At 70.4% G+C, this 16,623-nt stretch carries 19 protein-coding genes; 10 read left to right on the top strand and 9 right to left on the bottom strand.

The features are described from left to right. Positions 1–132: 132 nt before the first annotated feature. From JW613_RS20995 to JW613_RS20970, 6 genes are all read right to left on the bottom strand, one after another. The gene (locus JW613_RS20995; RefSeq protein ID WP_209212376.1) at positions 133–1,368 is read right to left on the bottom strand and encodes a glycosyltransferase; all 1,236 of its coding nucleotides are present in this window, start codon (positions 1,366–1,368) and stop codon (positions 133–135) included. A gap of 287 nt (positions 1,369–1,655) precedes the next feature. Next, positions 1,656–1,853, bottom strand: a complete 198-nt coding sequence (locus tag JW613_RS20990) for a hypothetical protein (protein ID WP_245226017.1) — start codon at positions 1,851–1,853, stop codon at positions 1,656–1,658. 185 nt (positions 1,854–2,038) lie between these two features. Next, positions 2,039–2,500 carry a lasso peptide biosynthesis B2 protein gene (locus JW613_RS20985; RefSeq protein WP_209212375.1) on the bottom strand — a complete coding sequence of 154 codons (462 nt, stop codon included), beginning with the start codon at positions 2,498–2,500 and terminating at the stop codon, positions 2,039–2,041. Further along, positions 2,497–2,793, bottom strand: coding sequence for a lasso peptide biosynthesis PqqD family chaperone (locus JW613_RS20980; RefSeq protein ID WP_209212374.1), 297 nt, complete (start codon positions 2,791–2,793; stop codon positions 2,497–2,499). The genes JW613_RS20985 and JW613_RS20980 overlap by 4 nt, the downstream gene beginning before the upstream one ends. After that, on the bottom strand, positions 2,771–4,615 hold the full coding sequence (locus JW613_RS20975) for an asparagine synthase-related protein (RefSeq protein ID WP_307865974.1): 1,845 nt from the start codon (positions 4,613–4,615) through the stop codon (positions 2,771–2,773). Before JW613_RS20975 ends, JW613_RS20980 begins: the two co-directional genes overlap by 23 nt. Further along, positions 4,612–4,743: a lasso RiPP family leader peptide-containing protein gene (locus JW613_RS20970; protein ID WP_209212373.1), complete on the bottom strand. Its 132-nt coding sequence runs from the start codon at positions 4,741–4,743 to the stop codon at positions 4,612–4,614. The genes JW613_RS20975 and JW613_RS20970 overlap by 4 nt, the downstream gene beginning before the upstream one ends. Before the next feature lie 486 nt (positions 4,744–5,229). Here JW613_RS20970 and JW613_RS20965 point away from each other — a divergent pair, with 486 nt between their 5' ends. Further along, positions 5,230–6,294 (top strand): ABC transporter ATP-binding protein, encoded by a 1,065-nt coding sequence (locus JW613_RS20965; RefSeq protein ID WP_245226016.1) that lies wholly within the window; start codon positions 5,230–5,232, stop codon positions 6,292–6,294. Next, positions 6,291–7,139 carry an ABC transporter permease gene (locus JW613_RS20960; protein WP_209212372.1) on the top strand — a complete coding sequence of 283 codons (849 nt, stop codon included), beginning with the start codon at positions 6,291–6,293 and terminating at the stop codon, positions 7,137–7,139. The genes JW613_RS20965 and JW613_RS20960 overlap by 4 nt, the downstream gene beginning before the upstream one ends. Before the next feature lie 22 nt (positions 7,140–7,161). Here JW613_RS20960 and JW613_RS20955 read toward each other — a convergent pair whose 3' ends face one another. Continuing rightward, complete coding sequence (locus JW613_RS20955; protein WP_209212371.1) at positions 7,162–7,959, bottom strand: AraC family transcriptional regulator; 798 nt, start codon at positions 7,957–7,959, stop codon at positions 7,162–7,164. Positions 7,960–8,043: 84 nt separating this feature from the next. Between JW613_RS20955 and JW613_RS20950 the strand changes: the two genes are divergently transcribed. From JW613_RS20950 to JW613_RS20935, 4 genes are all read left to right on the top strand, one after another. Next, complete coding sequence (locus JW613_RS20950) at positions 8,044–8,841, top strand: sulfite exporter TauE/SafE family protein (protein ID WP_209212370.1); 798 nt, start codon at positions 8,044–8,046, stop codon at positions 8,839–8,841. 194 nt (positions 8,842–9,035) lie between these two features. After that, positions 9,036–9,566 carry a hypothetical protein gene (locus JW613_RS20945; protein ID WP_209212369.1) on the top strand — a complete coding sequence of 177 codons (531 nt, stop codon included), beginning with the start codon at positions 9,036–9,038 and terminating at the stop codon, positions 9,564–9,566. Between the two features lie 4 nt (positions 9,567–9,570). Beyond that, positions 9,571–9,858, top strand: a complete 288-nt coding sequence (locus tag JW613_RS20940; RefSeq protein WP_209212368.1) for a hypothetical protein — start codon at positions 9,571–9,573, stop codon at positions 9,856–9,858. Positions 9,859–10,050: 192 nt separating this feature from the next. After that, positions 10,051–10,704, top strand: a complete 654-nt coding sequence (locus JW613_RS20935; protein WP_209212367.1) for a maleylpyruvate isomerase N-terminal domain-containing protein — start codon at positions 10,051–10,053, stop codon at positions 10,702–10,704. Between the two features lie 164 nt (positions 10,705–10,868). On the opposite strand, the gene JW613_RS20930 is transcribed toward JW613_RS20935, so the two are convergent. Together JW613_RS20930 and JW613_RS20925 are read right to left on the bottom strand one after the other, a co-directional pair. Then, positions 10,869–11,681, bottom strand: coding sequence for a pectate lyase (locus tag JW613_RS20930; protein ID WP_209212366.1), 813 nt, complete (start codon positions 11,679–11,681; stop codon positions 10,869–10,871). Positions 11,682–11,731: 50 nt separating this feature from the next. After that, positions 11,732–12,475, bottom strand: a complete 744-nt coding sequence (locus JW613_RS20925; protein WP_209212365.1) for a GH12 family glycosyl hydrolase domain-containing protein — start codon at positions 12,473–12,475, stop codon at positions 11,732–11,734. A gap of 449 nt (positions 12,476–12,924) precedes the next feature. Between JW613_RS20925 and JW613_RS20920 the strand changes: the two genes are divergently transcribed. From JW613_RS20920 to JW613_RS20905, 4 genes are all read left to right on the top strand, one after another. Then, positions 12,925–13,596 carry a chitinase gene (locus JW613_RS20920; protein WP_245226013.1) on the top strand — a complete coding sequence of 224 codons (672 nt, stop codon included), beginning with the start codon at positions 12,925–12,927 and terminating at the stop codon, positions 13,594–13,596. 239 nt (positions 13,597–13,835) lie between these two features. Beyond that, positions 13,836–14,243 carry a peptidase inhibitor family I36 protein gene (locus JW613_RS20915; protein WP_209212364.1) on the top strand — a complete coding sequence of 136 codons (408 nt, stop codon included), beginning with the start codon at positions 13,836–13,838 and terminating at the stop codon, positions 14,241–14,243. Between the two features lie 288 nt (positions 14,244–14,531). After that, positions 14,532–15,923 (top strand): sensor histidine kinase, encoded by a 1,392-nt coding sequence (locus tag JW613_RS20910; protein ID WP_209212363.1) that lies wholly within the window; start codon positions 14,532–14,534, stop codon positions 15,921–15,923. Between the two features lie 29 nt (positions 15,924–15,952). After that, on the top strand, positions 15,953–16,576 hold the full coding sequence (locus JW613_RS20905) for a response regulator (RefSeq protein ID WP_245226051.1): 624 nt from the start codon (positions 15,953–15,955) through the stop codon (positions 16,574–16,576). The last annotated feature ends 47 nt before the right edge of the window (positions 16,577–16,623 follow it).

The following is a 16,623-nucleotide window of genomic DNA, read 5'->3' as shown; positions in this document are numbered from 1 at the left end:
GCCCGGGGCGGTGCGGGTGGGCCTGGCGGGCGTGCCTCGTTCGAGGGCGGCGGCACACCGACTCCCACCAGGCTAGAGGGCGCCGGCGAACGGCCGTACCAGGGACCCTGGCGCGCGGAACCGGTGCGGCGCTCACCCGGCCACGGGTGGCCTGTCCCCGCTGACCATGTCGAACAGCAGTTTCGCGGCCACCGTCGCTCCGTCGCTGCGGATCGCCCCGGCCACGGCTCCCGCCCGGGCCCGGGTCCCGGGGTTCAACGCCGTGGTGAGTGCGGCCGACAGGGAGTCGACCGTCGGCGTCGGTCCGTCATGTGCCGCGCCGATGCCGAGTTCGGCCACGCGGGCGGCCCAGTGCGGCTGGTCCGCGATCTGGGGTACCACCACCTGGGGCACGCCGGCCCGGGCGGCCGTCGTCGTGGTGCCGGCGCCGCCGTGGTGCACGACGGCGGCCACCCTGCCGAACAGCGCCTGATGGTTGACCTCGCCCACGACGAAGCAGTCGTCCCGGTTGTCGATCGGGGTCAGCCCGGCCCAGCCCCGGGCGACGAGCACGCGGCGACCGTGCGTCCGGACCGCCTCGACGGCCACCCGGGCGATGTCCGTCGAGGCGTGCATGGCCATGCTGCCGAACCCCACGTGCACGGGCGGTTCACCGGCGTCCAGGAACTCCACCAGCTCTCTTGGGAGGGGACGTTCGTCCGGAAGGATCCACGCCCCGGTCTGCAAGAGATCGAGATATGTCATCTCCTGCCACGGGCCCAGTGCGGGGTCTGCCGCCAGCCACGGCCGGTCGGTGAGGACGTGGTCACGGACGTTGTCCACCGGTGGCAGACCGATCGCCGCCCGATGGCTGTTGAGCGCCTCGCCGTACAAGGCGTTCACGCGTTGGGCGTCCTGCTTCCACAGCACCTCAAGGTCGGTCTCCTGCGACGGGGACGGCTTGCCGGGCCTCCGCCCCGGAGGGATGTGCCGCGACGGCAGCCCGAACGGATGGAAGCACGCGAACACGTAGGGGATGCCGAGCTTTTCGGCAACGTCCCGCGCGCCTGCCGGCAGCAAGCCCGTCGCCACCAGCGCGTCACATCCCTCGGCCGCCTTCCCGAGCGTGTCGAACCGCGCCGCGACCAGCTCGGCCGCGAGCCGGAACGCGTCCTGCTCCGTCGGCGGCCTCTCACCGGTCACCACCGAGCGCACCGCCGGGCCGAGCGGCACCAGCGGTACCCCGACACCGGCCAGCAGCTGAGCGAACTCCTCGTCCGGCGGCGCGCACATCCGCACCTCCGCGCCGAGTTCCCGCAACCGCACCGCCAGCCCCGCCACCGGTTCGACATCCCCGCGCGAACCCCATGTCGTCAACACCACACGCATGCAGCAACCCCCCAATTACGGCCCGGTTCCAGCTCGGGCCGACAATGCTGCGGCAGGACCCGGGCCTTGCCGCAAGCCCCCCGCCGCGCTATATGTTGAGAGTGGCAAGGAGTGGGATCTCCTTGCTTTTTCCTTTGTCGTGGCTCCGGTTGAACGCCATGACGGCGTACCCGTCCACCTCGCTCCTGGCTCCTGGTCGGCGTCCGACTGCTCGCCCGCCGCCCGGCTACAGCCACCGGGTCCTGTTCGACGGAGACACCGAGGCGCGCTCGGTCGCGACCGGTGACTCAAAGGACGAGACGACCGATGTTCTGCCGCACGCCGCCCCATGTGCCCACCACGACGGCCGCCACGAAGAGGGAGGCGAGGAGACCTCCGTACGAGCTGCTGTTCTTGTCCTCGGTCGGGCCGGCCACGCCTTCAGGGTCGTACCGCACGCGCAGCTCGTCGCCCTTGGTCACCCAGTCGTCGCGGCCGTCGACCACCAGGCCCCTGTACCGACACGACCCGGCCGGACGGTGCCGCCAGGGGCGTGGTTCGTCACTGCTCCTCCTCATCCTTCGGACGCGTCCGGCGTCGAAGGCTGCCCGCGTTCTCGAACGCACACCCTAGCCAGGCCGCCACCCCGGTGGACGGTCGCGGTCTGCTCCCACGGATGGCGGCCCGCGTTTCAGCTGCCCTGCCTCTCCTCGGGAGGGGAGGCGTCCGGCCGGGCGGAGGGCAGGGGCGGGACGCTCAGCAGAAGACGGTAGTGGCCCTTGAGGTGGGGCTCACCGACCGGGTGGCCCGCGGCCTCGATCCAGGCGTGGGCGGCGAAAGGATGGGTGCGGACCCCCGTGCACCAGGTGGGCCAGGTGCCCCGGCAGCGGCAGAGCAGGGCCGCCGCAAGGGAGCGTTCCAGGCAGCCTTGCCCGGCGCACCGAAGGCTCACCGAGACGACGTCGCGGCGGGCGGCGAGTGCTTGCTCCACGGTGGCCGGCGCGGCGCCGCGCCGGGCATGTTCGAGGAACCACCGGATCCGTGCCGGGGGCAGCAGGGCCAGCAGCCGGGCCACGGCGACGGCTGCCAGCGGCAGTGGCCGACGGCGCAACGGCAGCCGGTCCCGGGGGGCGAGGGCGACCGGTTCGCTCAATGGTCCTGGACCAATTGAGCATCGCGCAGCCGTTCGACCACGGCCGCGACATCCCGTCCGACCTGCTCCGGGTCCGCCTGGTGGCGCTCGGCCAGTTGGGAGGCGATGTCGGAGGCCTCGTGACCGTCGAGCAGGCACCGCAGGACGAATGCGCCGGTCGCGTTGAGCTGCCAGTACCCACCGGTACGCTCGTTGAGCAGCACAATGCCGTCCCGGGCGTGGGTGCGGGTGTCGGCGTCGGTGTCGGTTTCGGCGTCGGTGATGGAGACGTCAGGGTGAAGCCGCAGCACCATCGGACCCCTTGGAGTCGGTACGTTCGGTGAATCGGCGGGTGGCCCGCAGCCAGGCCTCGCAGCCGATCAGGTTCTCCACGTGTGCTGTCGCGGTGATGTCGGCTCGCGGCGCGTGCAGTTGTCGGTGCAGAGCATCGACGTCGAGCAGGCCACGCTCGGCCAGTGCCGAGTCGGCGAACAGCGCCAGAACGGCGCCTCGATGCGTACGCAGTCCGTCGCGGGCCTCCGCGCTGAACTCGCCCTTGGTCGCACGGTTGCGCACCGTCTCCGGCAGGATGCCGCGCATCGCTTCGGACAGCAGCGCCTTGTACCGCCAGGGGGTTCCGCGCTCGTGCACGCGGACCGACAGAACGGCTTCGACCACCCGGTCGTCCAGGTAGGGCAGGTCCAGATGGACGCCCGAGTCGGCGAACATCCCGGCCAGTTGCCGATAGTCGGCCACCGACGAGCGCAGGACCAGCAGGGCCTGGTGCTGGCCCGGGTCGTCGGCCAGCGGTACAACTTCGTCAGCCGTGCGGAGCAGGGCCGTGCGCGCCGCTTCCACAGCGAGGGCCGTGGCGGATTCGGAGGCGCGGATCGGGTCCATCCCCCAGCCCAGTACCGGGCGGCGGTCGTCGGCGTCCGACGGCTCGGTCAGGCGCCGGGCCTGGGTCCGCCACCAACTGTGCACGGTGCCGGGGAAGGCGAGGCCGGCCAGTGTGGCGCCCAGCGGCCACCGGGCCAGCGAGCGGAACGCGCGGATGTACCGCAGCGCGGTGACAGGGTGCCGCAGCGCCAACCGGTGCAGGTACCCGTGGGAGGGCAGGAACAGTTCGTCACCGCCGTACCCGGACAGGTGCCAATGGTGGCCGCGCTGCGCCAGCATCCGGCTGATGTGCCGCATTCTGGCGTCGGTGCGGGAGAAGATCACGGGTTGCTCGGTGTCGCACGTCAGGCCCGGCTCGGCGAACAGCTCCGGCAGGTCCTCCTGAGCGACCACCAGGTGCTCGGCCCCGGGCAGACGACGTGCCGCGTGGGCTGCGAACACCGCGTCGTCGTTGCCGGCTTCCGCTTCGGCGACGCGAAAGGTCAGCAGCTCGGAGGCGTGCGGCGCGGCCAGGAAGCACAGCGACGTGGAATCCAGCCCTCCGGACAGGTCGGCGCTCATCCGCCGACCCTGTCGCCCCCGCAGGGCGTCGGTCAGCGCTTCGCGTACGACCGCGGCGCCCTCCGGCAGCGACAGCGCGGGTGCCGGCGGAGTCCACCAACGCACCACCCGCGCGCGGCCCCGGTCCAGCACGAGACAGTGGTCCGGCGGCACGGGACAGACATCGCGCCACATGCTCTGTTCACCCAATGGGGGCGGCAGCACACCGCCGCAGACCACCCGCACCGCGAGAGCCTGCTCGTCCACGCCGCGGCCGGTGATCTCCGCCAGCACATCTGCCCGGTCGGCGACCAGCACGTCTCCGGCCACCCGGGTGTGGAAGACCTTCCGCAGCCCGGACAGGCTGCCCTGCACGCGTACTTCGTTCCCGACCGAGGCCACCAGGTGGAAGCTGCCGGGCAGTCGCCGGGCCATCTCGTCGATGTCCTGCACCGAGCGGACCCGGCCGGCCAGTGCTTCCAGCCGGACGGTGGTGACCGGGCAGAACCCGATCACCACCACTGCCACCCGGCCCGCTGTCACCCGCAGCACCGGCTCCGGCGCCCCCAGCTGGATCACCCAGGGACGGCCCGAGCGGTACCGCACCACCTCGCCGGCACGCGGGACGACGGGCGCCGCCGCGCCCTCGGCGGTGTCGGTGTCGGGAAGGACAACGAACCCGGATGCCACTGTCACCAGCGCCAGGCCCGGGGACGGTAGTCGTGCCAGGGACCGGGGCGGCCAAGGGTGTCCTTGGTGAAGCGGCCGACCTTCTCCAGCATCGGCGGCTCGTACGGCTCCGGCGGCTTCTTCTCGTTCCTCATTTCTCCTCCTTGTGTCACTCGATGTGCCGTTCACGGCACTTATCAAAAACAGCGTGCACAAGAAAGAGGTGACCCAACAGCCCCTCGATAAAGTATTCACCCGACAGAATGACCTACGCCGGGAAATCCCGCTCACGCCGCGTTTACCCGCGGCACTGATGACACATTTTTCCCATCGAAGCAGACGGCCGAAGGACCAGGCCGCACCAGCACGCCACCTGCCACATCACGGGAGCGACCTCGTGTGCGCCCCGGCGTGCGCCCTGGCTTCCGCATCGCATTCTCCCTGCTCCCGGAATACCGGTCACGGTGGTTTCAGCCCGCTCGGCGGCGCCTCTCCCTTTGCTTTCCCGGAACCGAAAGGCATGGTGAGAGCGACAGGTACGAAAATGAGGTGAAGCCCGCGGGGAAGGAGGGTTTTCACCGAATGGCCGGCCGTCGGGCCGGCCCTGCTCCGGCTCACATACTCAGGCAGGCGCCACGGCGATGACCACCGACCACCCGAATCCCACGCCGGAAGCCCGCGGCCCCCGGCCCTCCATGACCGGGAACCGTGCGCACCCCTTCGAGCCCGAGGCGGAGCGCCCACCTCACCCCGCGCCCGCAGTCTTGGCGCGAGGGCTGACCAAGACCTACGGCGAGCGGCGGGCCGTCGACGGAATCGACCTCACCATCGGGCCGGGCGAGATCTTCGGCTTCCTCGGTCCGAACGGGGCCGGCAAGAGCACCACCATCGCCATGTTGTGCGCACTGACGCCGCCCACCGCGGGCCGCGCCCGGGTTGCCGGGGCCGACGTCGTCCGTCAACCGCAACAGGTACGCCGCCAGATCGGTCTGCTGCTCCAGGACACCGCCCTGGACGCGGACATGAGCCTGGCACGGAATCTGTATCTGCACGCCCGGCTGCATCAACTCCCCCGTCCGCTGGCCCGCGCCCGCACCACCGAAGTGCTCGAACTCGCCGACCTGGCCGACCGGCGCCACCACAAGGTCCGCACCCTCTCCGGCGGCATGCGGCGCCGCCTGGAGATCGCCCGTGCCCTCCTTCACCAGCCCCGCGTCCTCTTCCTGGACGAGCCCACCACCGGCCTGGACCCACATGCCCGTGCCCGCATCTGGCACCACCTGACCCAGCTGCGCGACCGTACCGGCACGACTCTCTACGTCACCACCCACTATCTGGAAGAAGCCGAACACTGCGACCGCGCCGCCGTCATCGACCACGGCCGCATCGTCGCCGTGGGCACACCGGCCGACCTCAAGGCCCAGATCGGCGAGGACCGCATCCGGCTGCACACCGACAACGACACGGCCGCCGTCGCGGCGCTGCGCGACCTCGGCCTGCGGCCCGCCCGGACCGGTGACGGCCTCACCCTCCGCGTGGCCGACAGCGCGCGCACGGTTCCCCTGGTCGTCGCCGCCCTGGCCGACCGTCAGCTCGCCCTGCGGGCGCTGGCGGTGACGCCCCCCACCCTGGACGAGGTCTTCTTCCATCACACCGGCCGCAGCACCGACACCGACCCCGGCACCGAGCCTCTGGAGTCGAAATGAGCACACCGCTCGCCGCCGTGGACGCTCGGCCCCGGCGCGCGGAGCTGTTGCGCCGTGAACTGCGCACGGTGCACGCGGTCGTCCTCCGCGACCTGCTGCGCACCGTCGGCCAACCGGTCTACAGCGGCATGATGCTCCTGGAGCCCCTGGTCTTCCTGCTCGCCCTGGGCGGCGGCCTGGCCGCCTTCATCCCGGACACCGCTGTCGGCGAGGACTACACCACCTACCTCTTCCCCGGCATTCTCGTCATGACCATCCAGATGCCCACCTTCGGTGTCGGCGCCCGTCTGATCGTCGACCGGGCCAGCGGGCATCTCCGCGAGACCCTCATGGCTCCCGCCCACCGCCCGACCCTGCTGATCGGCATGTGCCTGGGCGGCACCACCGTAGCCACCGCCCAGGGAACCCTGCTCCTGTCCTTGGCAGGCACCGCTCACCTCCCGTACCGGCCGGCCATGCTCGCGGGGCTGCTGGGCGTCCTGGTGCTGGCCGCCTTCACTCTCACCGCGGTGACCATCGCGCTGGCCGTGGCCATCCGGACGCCGGAGACCTTCGAAGTCGTCCTGAGCTTGGCCATGACTCCCCTGCTCTTCCTCTCAGGGGCGTTCTTTCCGCTCACCAAGCTCCCCGACTGGCTCGCCGCCCTCGCCGCGCTCAACCCCCTCAGCTACGCGGTCGACCTTCTCCACCGCACCATCGAGGCCACCACCTCGCACACCGCCACATACGCCGGTGTCCGCTGGGCGGACTGGACGCCCCCTGCCCTGCTGGAACTCGCGCTCGTCGCCCTGCTCGGCCTCGCCGCCCTCACCGCAGCCGCCCGTCGCTTCTCCCACACCCCATAGCGGAGCCTCCCGACGGGGGGAGTCAGAGGCGGTGGCCGGGTCCGGGTCCGCCGCCCGCGCTGCGCGCGGCGAAGCGGGACGGTGGCATGCCGAAGGCGCGTGTGAAGGCGGCGGTGAACGCGGCCGGGGACGCGTAGCCGAGGTGGCCGGCGACTTCGCTGACGGACGCGGTGCGCAGCAGCGGGACGGCCGCGAGCAGGCGGGCGCGAGCCCGCCAGACAGCAGGACTGTCGCCGATCTCCGAGCGGAAGCGCCGGGTGAAGGACCGTTCGCTCATGGCCGTCCGCGCGGCCCATGTGGCGTTGGTGACGCCGACGTCCGGGGCGGCGAGGTACTCGCGGCAGAGTGCCGCGAGCTCAGCGGTGGCGGGGATCGCCACATGGAACGGCAGGGGCGTGCGTGCGGCGATCTCGTGCAGGAGGAGCGCGGCGATGTGTCCCTCCCACCCGGAGAGGCTGTAGTGGGCCTCGAACCCGACGGCTGCCGACAGAAGTTCGCGCAGCAGTGGCGGTACGTCCACCACCGTGCAGGTGGCGGGCCACCAGGGGACGGCGTCCGGCTCGATGTACAGGCTCCGGGTGCTCACGCCCAGCATGCGCACCCGGTGCCGGGTGGCGGCCGGGATCAGGACGGCGCGCTCGGGCGGAACGGTCCAGGTGCCCTCGTCGGTGTCGACGACCATGACGCCGGTGGCGCCGTAGAGGAACTGCGCGCGCCGGTGCTCGTGCCAGTCCAGCAGGTGGCCGGGCGGGTAGTCGGTGCCGATCGGCAGTACGGCCCGGTCCACGTGGTCGACGCTGTCGAGAGGAACGTTCTTCACCCCGCCACCGTACTGGCCGAGTCACGAAGGAAATGTGCCGACCTTCGCATGCGAGAAGGCCCCTGCTGCTGGTGGGGTGGCTCCGTGGATGTTCTGGCTTTGACAGGGATCGGGCTCCTCACCGGGGTGACGACAGTGGTGTTCGGGTTCGGCGGCGGGTTCGTCGCCGTCCCGGTCGTGGTGTGGGCGGACGCCGCGCTGGGCGCGGACGCGGTACGGGTGGCCACGGCGACCTCGGCCCTGGTGATGGTGGTGAACGCGGGGTTCGCGACGGCCGTCACGCCCCGGCGGGTACTGGCCGCCCTGCGCGGCAGCGGCACACTGCTCCTCCTGCTGGCGGTGGGCGCCTCGGTCGGTGCGCTCGTCACCCGCGTCGCGCCGCCCGCGCTGGCCCGTTGGGCGTTCGTCGGCTATGTCGCCCTCACCGCCGCTGATCTGCTGCTTCGGCCCGGCTTCCTCCGCCCTCCCACCCGGCCCGGGGCCGTCACCGACGGGTCGCGGCCACTGCCGGTCGTCCTCGGCGCGCCGGTCGGCGCGATAGCGGCCTTCCTCGGCGTAGGGGGCAGCGTCATGACCGTCCCCGCGATGCGGCGGGCCGGGCACACGATGCACGTCGCGACAGCGCTGGCCAACCCCCTCACCCTCGCCATCGCCCTCCCGGCCACGGCGGTCTCCCTGAGCGCCGCCACCGTGCCGTCCGCAGTGCATACGCAGATGCACCTGGTGGGCCTCGTCGACGCCCGCGCCGCCGCGGCGCTGCTTGCCGGGGCTCTGCCGGTGATCGCCGTGCTGCGGCGGCGCCCGCTGCGGATACCGGACCGTCCGTACGCCTGGGCGTACATCGGGCTCCTGGTGACGGTGGCGGTCGCGATGCTGCCGTAGAGCCAGGGAGCTGAGCTCGCCGCCCACCAGGCTCGGGGCCCGACCGGTGCGGAATGGCCAACTCCATTGTCGCCAGGGTGTCTTGGTCGTGTCGCAGAGCTGTCAGAGCACCCCGTTCCCGGCACGCCGAGCGGACGAGTTGCAGTAATGTCACTCAGCGTCAGTCACAACAGATCGAACGGGGGAACGATTCGATGGTGACCAGCACATCGCGCCGTATGGCGGCCGTCGCGCTCGTCAGCGCGGCTCTCGTGACCGGAGGGGCCACCTCCAGCTACGCGGCGCAGAACACCGGCGCGGGAACATCCGGGGCGCAGGCGACGACCACCGAGCGGCAGGGCTCCGACAAGGGGATCGCCGCCCGCTGGGCCAGCTGCACCGCCCAGGTCAACAACCCGCACTGGTCGAAGAAGGGCAAGTCCGTCATCTTCAAGACCCGCGTCACCTGCGCGGGGAACATCGCCCGAGTGCATGTGAAGGTGACGGGCAAGCTGTACCGCAAGAGCGGCTCCAAGTGGAAGGCCGTCGCAGGATCCAGCGAGACCAAGGTCAAGGCCACGAACGGCTCGGTGTCGACCTACTACACCCCGAGGCCCAGCGGCAAGAAGGTAACGTTGGACGGCACCTACAAGGGGCAGATCACCGTACAGATCACCTCACCGTTCCCGGGCACCAAGGGGAAGGCGTCCTCCAAGGCCGTCAAGGTGAACACTCCGGGCAAGTGAGCGCATGAACTGGGAAGTCCGACTGGAGCTCGAAGCCTCGCGCGCGGGGCTCGACCCCGACGTCCTCGCCGCACACCTCGCACAGTGGTTCGCGGCCCAGGGCGTGGCGGCCCTCCCCCAGTTGACCGTCACCGATGAGGGCCACGCCGAGACGGTGGGGGCGAATTTCACCCTCTCCGCGGACACGCCCGGTCAGGCCGTGGACGAGGCGATGCGCCTGCTGAGGGAGGCCGCCGCGGACTCCGCAATCCCGGTGGGCCCACTGTACGAGGCCCAGCTCGAACGGGCCTAGGCAGTTCGCCCGGCTCGTCGGCTCGCCGGTCGGGCCGGCGGAGTCCGCCGGTCGCCGGCTCAACGGCCCGGGGCCCCTGTTGGGGGTCCCGGGCTTTGGGCTCCGGGCTCCGGGGTCCGGAGTTCAACGGCGCGGACGAGTCGGACCGTAATACGTTTGTCCGCCGATCCCGGTCGGCCTTACCGTGCCGCAGTGGACCTCTTCTCCCGCTCCTGGGCAGCGTTGCGCACAGCTGTCGCCGACCTCCCGGACGAGGACTTCGAGCGGCCGTCCGGCTGTACCGGCTGGCTCGTGCGGGACCTGGTGTGCCACCTGGTCATCGACGCCCAGGACGTACTGATCACCCTGGTCACACCCACCCGATCCGAACCGACCGCGGACGCGGTCACCTACTGGGACCTCGTCGAGCCGCCCACCGGCGAGGACCCGCTCGACGCTCTGATCCCCCGGCTGGCCGCCGCCTACGGGGAGCCCCGGTTGCTCAAGTTCCACTTCGAGGACGTCGGTTCCGCCGCGGGTCGCGCCGCCGAACTCGCCGATCCGACCGTCCGCGTCAGCACCCAGGACAAGGTCCTGACCATCGGCGACTTCCTCTCCGCTTACGTGCTCGAATGGGCTCTGCACCATCTCGATCTGATCGCGCAGCTCCCGTCGGCCGCCGAACCGCCCGCCGAAACCCTCGCAGCAGCACGGCTGTCACTGGAGGACATCGCCGGATTCGCGTTTCCCGTCTCGTTCACCGACAAGGACGCGCTGCTGGTCGGCACCGGACGTCGTACACCGACCGACGAGGAGACGGCCGCGCTGGGTGAGCGTGCCGTGAAGCTCCCGCTGGTCCTCGGCTGAACGCCCCGTCACCGTGCGTGCCGTGCGATGCCGCGCCGCGCCGTGCGGTGCCGCGCCGCGCCGCGCCGGAAACAGCCGGCTGGAGGTGACCGGAGGGCGGGGCTCCGCGTTGCCCATCCGCGCGAAGCCCCGCCGTTCAGCTGCCCGGTCGTGCCGGGCCCCGATCAGTCGTACGAGATGTCGGACTCGGAGTAGCGGCAGGTGGTGCCGTCCGGACCACTGCCGATCTCCTCCGGCTCGTCGCCGGTGTCGTTGCCCTTGTAGCGGACGCAGGGCTCGATCTTCTTGTCGGAGTCGCCGTGGATACGCACGTCACGGAGGGTCGCGGTGTCTCCGTAGTTGGCGTTGACGCCGACGATGGACTTGCCGGGCGCCGTGATGTCCACATTCTTGACGGTGATGGACCGCTTGTGCTGGGTGGAGCAGTTGCCGCAGGAGCGCACCAGCTTGCCGAAGTCGGAGACCTGGAAGCCGGATACCGTCAGCGAGCCCGCGCCGTTGAACTGGAAGACCTTGTCGTCGGCCTTGCGCGCGCCACCTCCGGTGACGGTGTAGCGGGCAGAGGAGGAGCCGCCCTTGAAGGAGGCCGCGTCCTCACCGACGTCCTCCCACCACACGTTCTCCAAGGTGCAGCTGCCCATGCAGTGCACACCGTCGGAGGCGGGCTTGCCCAGTACGACGTTCTTCAGGACCGCGCCGTCCTCCAGCTTGAAGATCGGGTCCTTGCCTTCGCCCTGGTCACCGCCGCCGAGGTCGCCCTCGCCGTAGAAGCGCTTCATCTCGCCGTCGTAGGTGCCGGAGACCGGGATCGTCTCGGACACCGGCTCACTGCCCTGCGGCTCGGGCCACTCGGTGGCGGCCCCCGCCGAGGTCACGGAGGTGCTGAGCAGAGCGGCGCCGGTCAGCGCGACGGTGGCGACCGTCCCGGCCAGGACGGCGCGGCGGCTGGTGCGGCGCTTGTGCAGTGCGGTTCTCATCGTCGGATGTCCTTCTGTGAGGGGGGTTGGTTGTGGGGGGCAAGTGCGGGTCAGCGGCTGGTGACGCCGAACTGACGGGTGAAGAAGTCGAGGCCGCCGGGCGAGGAGGTGATCTCGTACCCGAACTGGACGTCGCCGATGGTCTCGTCGCCCCACCAGCCCTTGACGTCCTTCAACCAGCGGAGGATCGGCAGGATGTCGACGGTGCCCTGCGCCGAGTCGGAGGTGCGCAGGAACGAGAAGACCTGGTTGGAGCCGTTGTCGCCCTTGTAGACCTGCCAGGTGTGCCCGCCGAGGGAGACCGTGCCCTGTGGCGCACCGATGGGTCCGACCGCGCCGTGCTGGTTGACCCACAGCATGACCTCGTAGTCGTGGTCGCTGTCCCAGATGTCGTACGAGGTGTTGTAGGCGCCGGCCTCCGGGACGTTCACCCGGTAGCTGCTGCTGAGCGAGGAGAGTTCACTGATGCGTTTGCCGACGACCTTCTTGGCGTTCGGGTAGGACTTGATGCCACCGGTGGCGGGGTGGTCCGCGTGCACCCGCCAGTCCGACGCCGAGTTGGCCTCGATGGTCTGCGAGCCGGCTCCCTGGCCCCAGATGTTGTTGTAGAGGGTGTAGCCGTCGGACGTCTGCCAGCTGCCCCAGCGGTCCGAGGAGGACCAGGCGGCGGCGTGCGCCGGTGCCGCGGCCGGACCGAGCACCGCGGCTAACGCCGCAGCGGGTGCCAGGAGGAGGGTCGAGCGTCTGCGGAGCCTGTGCCGTTTCTGCCGTTTCGGCTGAGTTCTCAGTGCCATGAGGAGTGCCTTTCGGTGTCGTTCGGTGCCGTTCGTGTCGTTCGGGGCCCGCTCGTCGTCGTTCGCCGGTCCGCCGTCCGGCGGCGGTCCGGTCCGGCACGCCCCGGAGCAGTCACCGGCCGGCAGCCGGTGCTGTCTGCTCTGTTGTTGCCGCCGATGCGCGAGAGGTTGCCGTCCTGGCGCACGTTTTCCAGGAGCGCCGTCACCAGTCGTGGAGCAGTCAGCGGACTGCCGGGAGGACCGGCGACGCACTGGCCGCCCTCTCTCCTCCTCTCGACAGCCGTACTCGGGCTGTTCGGAAGGTTTGCCGCACCTATGCCTTGACTTGGTACAGACCAATACGGTTGAGTTCCCCCGCCCCCTACGAATGAAGGAGTGCGCCAGTGTCGAAGAGACGCGTCATGGCGCTGCTGACCGCATTGGTGGTCGGATGCGCAGTATGGTTTGTCATGCCCACGACTTCCCAGGCGACGACAGCGAAGTCGTCGAAGGGCACGGCAGCGGAATTCGTCGTGAGCGAAGCGCAGTTCAATCAGATGTTCCCGAACCGGAACTCCTTCTACACCTACAGCGGCCTGACAGCGGCCCTGGACGCCTACCCGGCCTTCGCCAACACCGGCAGTGACACCGTCAAGAGGCAGGAGGCCGCCGCGTTCCTGGCCAACGTCAGCCACGAAACCGGCGGTCTGGTCCACATCGTGGAGCAGAACGAGAGCAACTACCCCCACTACTGCGACGCCAACCAGCCGTACGGCTGCCCCGCGGGCCAGGCCGCCTACTACGGCCGCGGCCCCATCCAGCTCAGCTGGAACTTCAACTACAAGGCAGCGGGCGACGCGTTGGGCATCGACCTGCTCAACGACCCGTACAAGGTGGAACGCGACGCCGCGGTCTCCTGGAAGACCGCCCTGTGGTACTGGAACACCCAGAGCGGCCCCGGCACGATGACCCCGCACAACGCCATGGTCAACGGTGCCGGATTCGGCGAGACCATCCGCGCGATCAACGGCGCGCTGGAGTGCAACGGCGGAAATCCGGGCCAGGTGCAGAGCCGGATCGACAAGTACCGGCAATTCACCGGGATACTGGGCGTACCCACGGGTGAGAACCTGAGCTGCTGAGCAGCTCACCCATCGGCGGCCCACCGGAAGCAGCCCAGGTCGCAATCGTCCGACCTGGGCTGTGCCGCTGCCGCTGCGGGCGCAGCGACCGTGCGGAGGCCGATGGTCGGCACTTTCGGGTCCTTCCGCCTGTTCAGCTCCTTCGAGGGAATATCCCGAGGCGACGTTTCCGGATCCCGCCTCAGGCGTAGATCAGTAACGCTCCGATCATCACTGATCACGCCTCGAAGGAGACACTTGTGCATGACGTGAAACGCCGGGTACCGCTGCTGGTCGGCGCCGCGCTGCTCGTGGGAGGAGCTTCGATCCCCGCCCAGGCGGTCGACACCGCCCCGCATACCGTGCGCGTGGTCAAGGGGCAGGGCAAGGAGGCGTGCTCCTGGGGTGTCGTATGCCTCTACGAGAACGCCGACCGGAACAAAGGCGCCAACGCCCCGATGCTGCTGACGAATCAGAACATCCCCCGACTGGGCAAATACGCGTTCGACAACAAGGCCGGCTCGGTCTGCAACCACACCACCCGACCGGTCCGCGTCTACGAGCGCGCCGGTTACAAAGGTCCGTCCGAGACCGTCAAACCCGCCGGTTGCAAGAATGTACGCGCCTCGTTCGACAACAAGGCGTCATCACTCAGGCTCACGTCCTGATCCGAAGCGCCCCACTGCCCGCGGACCGCGGACGGCAGGCCGCGGACCGCAGGCCGGGCGCCGGGGCACCCGCCTCCGCGCGGCAACGGGAGACGCAGGGCGGCTGCTCACCCCGGAACCGGAGGAGTCGCAGGTCCCGACCCGAAGGGGCACCGACGGCTCCGCAACCCGCCCGCGGCAATCGCCGTACCCGCGTGGACGCTGCCCCGAGTGGTACTTGAGGAGGACATTCCCGGATCAGCACCTGTGGGGACGGCAAACCACTGCCGGCTGCCTACTGTGGGCGGCATGAACGACCAGACCCGGACCGCGAAGGCGGCCGCACCCGCGGAGACCGAGACCGCCCTCGTCTTCAGCGTCCTGAAGACAGTGCACCAGGACCTGTTCCAGGACGCCTTCGCGTCACGCCCGCTGCCGCCGCGCCCCGAGCCGCGTCCGGGAGACCGGCTGCACCGGCTGCCGGCCGGGATCCGACGTCGGACCCGGTGGACGCCGCACGCGCTCGTCGGCGCTACGGCGATGTTCGCCTTCCTCATAGGGTTGGCCAAGGGCATGGAGTTCGGCTCCCTCGGAGGTGCCGTCACGTTCGCCACCTGCTGTCTGGCCGCCGTTCCCATCGCCTTGGTCCTCCTCAGGCCCGTCGGCGCCTACTGGATCTCCTACAGCGGTGTTCTGCTGTCCCTGTTGCACGGCCAGGAGTGGGCCATGCTGTCCCTGCTGTGCCATGTGGTGGTGATGGTGCTGGTGGTGCTGCGCACCCGGCCGCGACTGGCCGCGGAAATGTGGTCGGTGACCTTGGTGAGCGGTTCGCTGCTGTCGGCGCTCACGCCGGGCACGGCGAGCAGCGATCTCCCACAGTTCGCGGTGGCCTCGGCCGTGCTGCTGGTCGCCGCCGGAGCCGTGCGGGCCTGGCGGGAGGAACGGCGGCATGTCGTGGCCTCGGAGACGGTCAAGGAACAAGAACGCGCCCAGCGCACCGTGCTGGAGGAACGCGCCACCATCGCCCGCGAACTGCACGACGTGGTCGCGCACCACATGTCCGTCATCGCCATCCAGGCGGAGGCGGCACCGTACCGGGTCGATCAGACACCTCCCGAACTGGCCACCTCGTTCGCCACCATCCGCGAGAACGCCGTCGCCGCCCTCACCGAACTGCGTCGCATCCTCGGTGTCGTACGCTCCAGCGACCCCGATCCGTTCGCCGAGACGGATCCCGAAGCACCCCAGCCGACCCTGGCCGATCTCGACACGTTGCTCGGGAGCGTGCGCTCGACGGGGCTGGACGCCGAGGCAGTCGTCACCGGGGCGGTGCGGCCGCTGCCGCAGGGTGTCGAGCTGTCCGCGTACCGCCTCGTGCAGGAAGCCCTCAGCAATGTGCTGCGGCACTCGCCCGGCGCCTCCGCACGGGTGGAGGTCGCCCATGTCCTCGGCGGGCTCGGGCTGCGCGTCGTCAACGGCAGCCCCGACCGCCCCGCCACCCCCTCCCCGGGCGCCGGGCACGGGGTGCTCGGTATGCGCGAACGGGTCCAGGTGCTCGGCGGGGAGATGACGGCCGGACCGACCGACGACGGCGGCTACGAGGTCGCCGCCTTCCTGCCCGTCCACACGCCGGCTTCGGAGTCTTCGGCCGACGGTGGCGTCGCGGCGGAAGCGGGAGACGGCAAGGAGGTCGCCGCGTGATCCGGGTACTCATCGTCGACGACCAGGCCATGGTCCGGGAAGGCTTCTCGGTGCTACTCGGCGCCATGCCCGGGATAGAGGTGATCGGAGAGGCCGAGGACGGGCACCAGGCGGTGGAGAAGGTCGCAGCGCTGCGCCCCGATGTCGTCCTGATGGATGTGCGCATGCCCCGGATGAACGGGCTGGAGGCCACTCGGGAGATCGTGGCCGCCGACAGCGAGGCGAAGGTGCTGATCCTGACCACCTACGACCTGGACGAGTACGTCTACCGGGCGCTGCGGGCGGGTGCCAGCGGCTTTCTACTCAAGGACGCCCCGGCCGAGCGGCTGGCGGAGGGCGTGCGGGTCGTGGCCGGTGGCGAGGCCCTGCTCGCGCCGACCGTCACCAGACGGCTGCTGGCCGAGTTCTCCAAGCTCGGTGCCCCGCGTGCGCGGACACACGAACGCGTCGAGGACCTCACCGAACGGGAGACGGAGGTCCTCGTACTCGTCGCCCAGGGCCTGTCCAACAGTGAGATCGCCTCCCGTCTCGTCGTCGCCGAGTCGACCGTCAAGACACACGTCGGGCGGGTGCTGGTCAAGCTGGGGCTGCGGGACCGGACGCAGGCGGTGGTGTTCGCGTACGAGGAGCGGCTGGTGACGCCGGGCGGCTGAGCTCCTCCCCCTCGCCGTCGGCTTGTCACGGACCGAGGCCTGGTGCC

The organism is Streptomyces smyrnaeus (assembly GCF_017676345.1).
In the GTDB taxonomy this organism is placed as follows: Bacteria; Actinomycetota; Actinomycetes; order Streptomycetales; family Streptomycetaceae; genus Streptomyces; species Streptomyces smyrnaeus.
The sequence above is the reverse complement of the archived record's forward strand: the minus strand, read 5'-3'. Positions and strand labels throughout refer to the sequence as shown.